The 6,428-nt window shown below is 65.9% G+C and carries 10 protein-coding genes; 5 read left to right on the top strand and 5 right to left on the bottom strand.

Annotated elements, in window-relative coordinates:
• Positions 1-187 precede the first annotated feature (187 nt).
• The 4 genes from AB0K37_RS39340 to AB0K37_RS39355 all read right to left on the bottom strand — a co-directional run bounded on the left by AB0K37_RS39340 (position 188) and on the right by AB0K37_RS39355 (position 2,973).
• Positions 188-463 (bottom strand): hypothetical protein, encoded by a 276-nt coding sequence (locus tag AB0K37_RS39340; RefSeq protein ID WP_363990528.1) that lies wholly within the window; start codon positions 461-463, stop codon positions 188-190.
• Between the two features lie 776 nt (positions 464-1,239).
• A complete protein-coding gene (locus tag AB0K37_RS39345) occupies positions 1,240-1,899 on the bottom strand; it encodes a YdcF family protein (protein WP_363990531.1) in 660 nt (219 codons plus the stop codon).
• Between the two features lie 51 nt (positions 1,900-1,950).
• Positions 1,951-2,367 carry a hypothetical protein gene (locus AB0K37_RS39350; protein ID WP_363990534.1) on the bottom strand — a complete coding sequence of 139 codons (417 nt, stop codon included), beginning with the start codon at positions 2,365-2,367 and terminating at the stop codon, positions 1,951-1,953.
• Between the two features lie 336 nt (positions 2,368-2,703).
• The gene (locus AB0K37_RS39355) at positions 2,704-2,973 is read right to left on the bottom strand and encodes a hypothetical protein (RefSeq protein ID WP_353832179.1); all 270 of its coding nucleotides are present in this window, start codon (positions 2,971-2,973) and stop codon (positions 2,704-2,706) included.
• 308 nt (positions 2,974-3,281) lie between these two features.
• On the opposite strand from AB0K37_RS39355, the gene AB0K37_RS39360 reads away from it, so the two are divergent.
• Both AB0K37_RS39360 and AB0K37_RS39365 read left to right on the top strand, forming a co-directional pair.
• Positions 3,282-3,569, top strand: a complete 288-nt coding sequence (locus AB0K37_RS39360) for a YciI family protein (RefSeq protein WP_363990537.1) — start codon at positions 3,282-3,284, stop codon at positions 3,567-3,569.
• Between the two features lie 98 nt (positions 3,570-3,667).
• Complete coding sequence (locus AB0K37_RS39365) at positions 3,668-4,021, top strand: hypothetical protein (RefSeq protein WP_363990539.1); 354 nt, start codon at positions 3,668-3,670, stop codon at positions 4,019-4,021.
• A 279-nt stretch (positions 4,022-4,300) separates the two neighbouring features.
• Here AB0K37_RS39365 and AB0K37_RS39370 read toward each other — a convergent pair whose 3' ends face one another.
• Positions 4,301-4,630 carry a putative quinol monooxygenase gene (locus AB0K37_RS39370; RefSeq protein ID WP_363990542.1) on the bottom strand — a complete coding sequence of 110 codons (330 nt, stop codon included), beginning with the start codon at positions 4,628-4,630 and terminating at the stop codon, positions 4,301-4,303.
• Between the two features lie 64 nt (positions 4,631-4,694).
• On the opposite strand from AB0K37_RS39370, the gene AB0K37_RS39375 reads away from it, so the two are divergent.
• From AB0K37_RS39375 to AB0K37_RS39385, 3 genes are all read left to right on the top strand, one after another.
• Positions 4,695-5,054, top strand: a complete 360-nt coding sequence (locus AB0K37_RS39375; RefSeq protein ID WP_363990545.1) for a MerR family transcriptional regulator — start codon at positions 4,695-4,697, stop codon at positions 5,052-5,054.
• A gap of 255 nt (positions 5,055-5,309) precedes the next feature.
• On the top strand, positions 5,310-5,492 hold the full coding sequence (locus tag AB0K37_RS39380; protein ID WP_363990547.1) for a hypothetical protein: 183 nt from the start codon (positions 5,310-5,312) through the stop codon (positions 5,490-5,492).
• A 715-nt stretch (positions 5,493-6,207) separates the two neighbouring features.
• Positions 6,208-6,426, top strand: a complete 219-nt coding sequence (locus AB0K37_RS39385) for a tyrosine-type recombinase/integrase (protein WP_363990550.1) — start codon at positions 6,208-6,210, stop codon at positions 6,424-6,426.
• The last annotated feature ends 2 nt before the right edge of the window (positions 6,427-6,428 follow it).

Consider the following 6,428-nt stretch of genomic DNA (forward strand, 5'->3'; position numbering starts at 1 on the left):
CTCACGCCGACACCGACGCCCTCGACTTCGACAAGGCCTCCTTCGGCATCGTCAAGGTCCTCCCGGGCAAGGGCACCACCTACCCGGACATGCCCTGGGAACCCAAGGCGGCCTTCCACGCCCTGGCCGAATACGGTCGCAGCCGCTCGCGGCCGGCGTAGGACCTCACCGGGTGCGCCGCCCAGCATCATTCCCCTCGCCGCTCCGCCGCGATGGCGAGTACCTCGGCATGAGCCTTCTGGTGCATCCATTCCAGCTTGGTGACCATGCCCCGCCGCTGATTGACGGAAAGGAACCTACGCGTCGTGTACTGATCGATCTGACGCATCGCACGCTTGCGCACACCGTCCAAGCGCAGCTGGACGTCCGCCAGCCGGGCCTCGGAAACCGCCTCGTCCGAACCGGCGAACGCCTCAAGCACCTCCCGGTACTCCCGTTTGGCCTCACCCAGATTCATCCGCACCCGCCCACCGAAGAGCAGCCCCAAGCGTCGGCGCCCATGCCACTAGCGACCAGAATGACCGACTCGCGAGGGTGGACGACCTGGTTCGAACTTCTGACAAGCGACCAGCAGCATGACGCCCTCTCGAAGCTTGCCGTCTCCCACGACTGGCACCACTTGAGGAACGCGGGCCCCGCCACCTGATCAGCGAAAATCTCGCCGACCGTTCCACGGTGGCTCAGGTGCTCCACGGCCCAGTCCGCTCATCGCATTACATATTCACGCTCTCTTGCAAGAGAAATGTTACGAGTTTCAGCCGTCTACTTCAGGCGGGTGACAGGTATTCGAAACCCCGCACCGATGGTGGCTCGCGTAATGGCTTGCGCATGTGCCCTGAATCCGCACGGTCATCTATTGGCCGGGTTCGTCCCGGTGCCGCCCCGGCGCCTTCGGGGCTAAAACAAGAGAACAAGGTGGTAGATATAGATGGACAACACGCGCACCGGCTCTCCGCTCATGGGAGTGCCTCTGTTAATGAGTCCGGGATGGTCGACGGTCGTTCCCATGCCCATGGGAGCGCCTCCGATCGTCCGAGCGTGCGACCGGCCCGGCCACGTGCAGGTCACGTGCATGTTCTGCCAGGTGTCGTACTGCTCGCTGTGTGACGGTCACAGCTGCTAGTTCCAGCCGTTCCTGGCCCTCGTCCGGGCCAGGCCGGTTGAGCGCTTGACCGACAAGCCGGTCCCTCCGCCCCCGCGGAGGGACCGGTCCCATCAACGGCGCGATGCCCGAGACGGTTACTGGACGAGCCTGGTGGTGAATCCTGCCTCGACCAGACGACGGTAGGCCGCCTCGACTTCTGCCGGCACGTCTTGCGGGGTGGCGAATCCTCGGCCCGGGTAGACCATGACGCGCTGCGTGTCACCCACCAGCATGTCGACGACACGCTTCACGTCTCCGATGCTCACGATGTACTCGTCCAACGAGAGCGGTCGCGACGCGCAGACGATCTCAAGTTCCGGCCACAGCTTCTCGGCGGTGGAGTAGGCGCGGCGCTGCTGGTAGGGCCGCGAGATCAGCGTCGCTGAGCGGACACCGATCCCGCGGTCGGCGAGCAGCCCGCGGGTGAACTCGATGTTCTGGCCGGTGTTGGTGGCTTCAGGCTCGACCAGGATCGCCTCATCGGGCACACCGAGCGCGACGGCGTGATCGCGGTAGTGGACGGCCTCACCTCGCGGGAACCGCTCGATCGTCGTCGGCGCGTTGGCCCCGGTGAAGACGATGCGAGGGAACATCCCCTCCCGGTAGAGCTCCGCCGCGAAGGTGGCGACACCGAGATCATGGCTGCCGAGCCCGATGCCGACGTCGGTGGGCCGAATCGCGTGATGCAGGTCGTGGTAGTCCCACAGGATTTCCACATCGGCGCGGTAGACGTCTGGCAGTACCGTCCCGGACACCGGCCTCTCCCCTCACCCGCGCGGCGGCCGGGCAGCCGAGGTCAGCGCCGGTCAGCCGCAGTGAACCTTCTTGCCGGTCAGGGTTCCAGTGTGCGAGCCATCGGTGTTGATGGAGGCCTGGACGTACAGGCAGCGATGACGGGCGTACACGTAGAGCGGCCCGGAGTACCAATGGTTCCGCTTGCTGTAACCGTCGTATTTGCAGTTGCCGTACTTGGTACGGGCCGCGTTGTAGACGCAGAGCTTGAGCTTGATGCTGTAGAGCGACGTCGAGCCCTTGCGGACGGCCAGCGCGCAGTTATAGCCGTTGGAGGAGTTGTAGTGGACCTTGAGGTAGCCGCGGACCTTGGAGTCCACGTAGATCGAATGGGTGCTGCGCAGTGCGTACCTCGACCCGCACGAGGGGCCTGCCGCGCTCGCCGGCGCGGTGGACGCCAACACGGTCGTCAGCGTCAACGTGGGAAGCATGACAGCGGCCAGGCGCAGCGCGCGCCCTCCAATTTTGATCACGCGGTGAACCCTACGGCGACCACGGGGGTTCCGCTAGATCTGTGCGCTACCACTTCCCCGGTGCGACCTGCAAATCTTGCAGCGTGTTCATTCCGCGGCCGACCGGGCACGCGCCGCGACAGCAGCCTGTCTCAGGCTCGCTCGACAATGCGACGATCAGGACATGCCCACGGAGTACCTGGACCACCAGAGGTCATGCGACGTCTGCTCGTGGCGGTAGCGGAGTGCGCCCGGCAGGCCGGAGCAACCTTCGTCCGTGACCAACGGCGTTCTCCGACTGATCTCGGTAGTGGTTCAGAGCTCAGCGATGCGCCGTCGCCACCATGGCCGGTCTTCCGGCGTGGACGGATCATGCAGGGTCCGGGCCCGATACTGCTCCGCGAGCGGTGTCACGATCGCCAAGACCTGGCGCCGGGAAGGCGGGGGAAGCACCGCGACGATCTCGTGAAGCGTGTCCAGCGCCTCCCGCGGATCATGACACGGGCACGTCGGGTGCACCTCTGCCGTCAGCCTCCGGCCTGGTTGCCGAAGGAACCATTTCAGCGCCGTGAGCGCCGTGGTCATCGACTGGACATCCGGACACCGCCCGGCCCGTGAAGCTTGCGTGATCTCCCGCAGGACTTTGACGGGCACTCCGTCAGGGACGCTCGGAGAGGACTCGACGCGCCCGCTGTACCGCGTCGCGCGCAAGCGACCCGGCGATCGCCGACTCATCCATGCCCTTGTCGGGCACGTCTTCTCTTTCCAGCAACCCGCAACTCCATCACTCCAAGGTCATCATCTCGCGCCGGCGCGCCGGCCCTTCTGCTGAGCATTGCGAGCCAGACCCGCTTCTTTGGCGCCCGTCAGATCTCACCAGCCACAATTGGATCATGTTCGTTGTCACCGTGACCTACACGGCACCTCTGAAGGATGTAGACCGGTGGCGGCCGGCCCACGGCGAGTGGCTGAAGGATCTCATCGCCCGGCGGTTGCTGCTGGTGGCGGGACGCCAGGTGCCTCTGTTCGGTGGCGTCTACCTCACGACCGACATGCCCGCCGAGGAGCTCGCCCAGATCCTGGCTTCCGACCCCTACGTCCTGAACAGCGTCGCCACGCACAGCGTCGTGGAGTTCACTCCGCTACTCGTCGCAGACGGCCTGGAGAGCCTCAAGAGCTGACTGCTTCCCGCACGGTTCCTCTGGCCCCGGGGCCTCTGCGCCACCAGCACGGCCATCCGGGAACCGGCGCCGTCATCGCCGGCGTCTGCGCCGCCATCATGAACAACGGCGACGAGGACCGCATCTTCAGCCCCATGGGCGCCGTCGCCCTTGTCGTCTGCGCCGTCGTGGGCGCCGGTCTCGTTGTCGTGGCGAGCGGCGTCAGCAACGTGATCGAGGGTGACGACTTCTTCGCACCCTATGCGCTCGGCTTCTGGGACGTCGTCGTCCCGGGGGGCATCAACCTTGTCGTCGGGGGCGTTGTCGGGGGAGTCTGCGGTTTCGCGTTCCTCGACCGCGTCTTCCCTGGCGACACCTTCTTCAACACCTACGTCGGCAGTCTGTTCGGCCTCAGTTGTGCCTGCTGCATGGCCATCGGCTCCATCGTGGCCTGGTCACGGCTCAGCCGCTAAGCCGCGGGGCCGCCAGGCCACCTGCGAGGACCCGGCGTCACGCCGCCGGGTCCTCGTGCTCGTTTCATACCGCACGCCTGCGTTGTGAGTGCGGATCAAGCCGTTGTCGTCGGTCGTGCCAGGCCGCGCCGATCATCCCGCCGCAGGCGTCTGGACGACCGGCATGCGCTCCGGCCATCACCTGAAGCCTTCCTTAACCTGGCCTGTGGCATCATCTGCTGGCGTCGACCGGCCGCCCTCTGACTTCGTCAGGAATCCTTCGAGTCGCTGCGGGCCCAGTCAGGCCGCGCGGGCCGGATAGGGGCTCCTCATCACGCCGAAGTATGCCTCGGGCGTTCCTTCGATGTGCTCGGGCAGTTCGTCCATGAAGGCACGTAGCAGCGGAGTCGCGTTGTGCCGGTCGAGGTCCTCCTGCGAACGCCAGACCTCATAGAGGAAGAATCGGCCGTCCTCTTGCTCGTGGAGGTGGTATTGAAGGTTGCCCTCGTGCCCTCGAGACGGCTCGACGAGGTCCATCAGGAGCTTCCGGAACTCGTCGGCATGTCCGGGCTTGGGAGTCAGGAATCCGTAGAGCGAAACAGGCGCTGGTGCACTGGAAGTCGTTGCCATGTGATCGACGTTAGGATGTGACACCGGTGTCAGATTCAAGCCGCTGCCCTATGAGGTGGGTCACATGAAGATCGGAGAGCTGTCCCGCGAAACAGGCGTGACCGTACGTCTGCTCCGCTACTACGAGGCTCAGGGGCTGCTCACCTCCCACCGCAGCGGCGGCGGCCACCGCCATTACGATCCCGAGGCCCCCGCCACCGTCGCCCGCATTCGCGTCCTGCTCGCCGCCGGGCTCCCTACCAAGGTCATCCGCGAGCTCATGCCCTGCTTCGTCGGCGACGGCACCGAGCTCCAGGCCTGCGTTCTCGACCACCTCAGAACCCAGTACGCCGAACTGGACTCCCGCATAGCCGACCTCACCCGGGCCCGCACCGCTCTGGGCGACATCCTCGACGCCTCCACCCGAGCACTCACCCACGTCTGAACCGTCCGCCGCGCCTCTGTAGCCGTGACTAGAACTGCGCCGAACACCGGTGATCAACCTACAGAAGAGACGACCAACACCTTCACACGATGGTTCTGTCGGGAGTCTTGAGGTCGTACCGAATGAGCGGACGAGGCGGCACCAGCAGATAATGGCTGCGGCCAGGGTCATGAACGCTCGGGCTCCCGAACCTGCACTTCCACGACCTGCGGCACACGGGCAACACCCTTGCGGCGCAGAGCGGAGCGAGTCTGCGTGACCTCATGGACCGAATGGGACATGACAGCTTGCGAGCGGGCGATGATCTACCAGCACGCGACCTCGGAGGCGCGCCGCGCGATCGCCGACGCTCTCAACGACAAGGTCAACGCAAGGCGGGGCCGCGACGATGACGAGGATGACGGCGGCCTCGGTGGCGCGCTCGTCCCAGTGGCCTAATCCCACGCTAATCGCACGAACGCCCCCGCCCGGGGTTTGGGCGGAGGCGTTCGTGCTGGTGGAGCCGGACGAACGACCTTGGCCCCTGGTCCTGGTCTGGTAGATCTCCGATCGGGCCGTCGGCAGACGGGAAGCTCAGGCTTCCTACCTCAACCCGCGGCGACCATTACGAACACGGCGAGACTTCCCGGAGTCGGAGGCCCCCGCCGGAGGCGTCAAGGGCGCTTCATGCTCTTCTTAAAGATGGCGATCCATCCCACGATGAGGACCGTCGGAATCCCAAGGATGACGAGGATAATGACGATCTCGGCGAGGCCGATCGTAGGCATGGGCCCTCCTAAGACGCTGGAATAGTCGGGCGAGCCTATACGCGGCCTGGCGGCGGCGCGGACCCCGAGACCACAGTTGGCCGGGGCAAGCCTGCGGTGGGGTGAGGTCGTGGCCCTGGTCCGGCGGGATATCGACCTGGAGACCGGCGCGGTATCCGTCCGGCGGCAGTACCTCGAACTGGACACTGGGGACCCGGTGATCGGGCCTCCCAAGTCTCGGGCGGGCAAGCGCACCGTGAGGTTCCCGGCGGGCATCGTCCCGTTGGTGCGGAAACACCTGCGGGCACACGTCGCAGATGATGCGACGGCGCTCGTCTTCGCGGGCCCCAGCGGCGGAGTACTGCGGGCGGATCAACTTCCGGCGCACGTCCCGGTGGCCCCTGGCGGTGGAAACGCTCGGGCTCCCGAACCTCCATTTCCACGACCTGCGGCACACAGGCAACACGCTTGCAGCCCAGAGCGGGGCGAGTCTGCGTGACCTCATGGACCGGATGGGGCATGACAGCGTGCGGGCGGCGATGATCTACCAGCACGCGACGTCTGAGGCGAGCCGCGCGATCGCTGATGCGCTCAACGACAAGATCGGAGCGGGGCGGCGAGGATGACG

This window comes from Actinomadura sp. NPDC049753, assembly GCF_040674655.1.
Classification (GTDB): Bacteria; Actinomycetota; Actinomycetes; order Streptosporangiales; family Streptosporangiaceae; genus Spirillospora; species Spirillospora verrucosospora.

What these genes read in the sequence shown, in the direction of transcription:
- AB0K37_RS39350 (WP_363990534.1), bottom strand. Translation starts at nt 2,367, where the DNA reads ATGCTTCCCACGTTGACGCTGACGACCGTGTTGGCGTCCACCGCGCCG.
- AB0K37_RS39355 (WP_353832179.1), bottom strand. Translation starts at nt 2,973, where the DNA reads ATGACCACGGCGCTCACGGCGCTGAAATGGTTCCTTCGGCAACCAGGC.
- AB0K37_RS39360 (WP_363990537.1), top strand. Translation starts at nt 3,282, where the DNA reads ATGTTCGTTGTCACCGTGACCTACACGGCACCTCTGAAGGATGTAGAC.
- AB0K37_RS39365 (WP_363990539.1), top strand. Translation starts at nt 3,668, where the DNA reads ATGAACAACGGCGACGAGGACCGCATCTTCAGCCCCATGGGCGCCGTC.
- AB0K37_RS39370 (WP_363990542.1), bottom strand. Translation starts at nt 4,630, where the DNA reads ATGGCAACGACTTCCAGTGCACCAGCGCCTGTTTCGCTCTACGGATTC.
- AB0K37_RS39375 (WP_363990545.1), top strand. Translation starts at nt 4,695, where the DNA reads ATGAAGATCGGAGAGCTGTCCCGCGAAACAGGCGTGACCGTACGTCTG.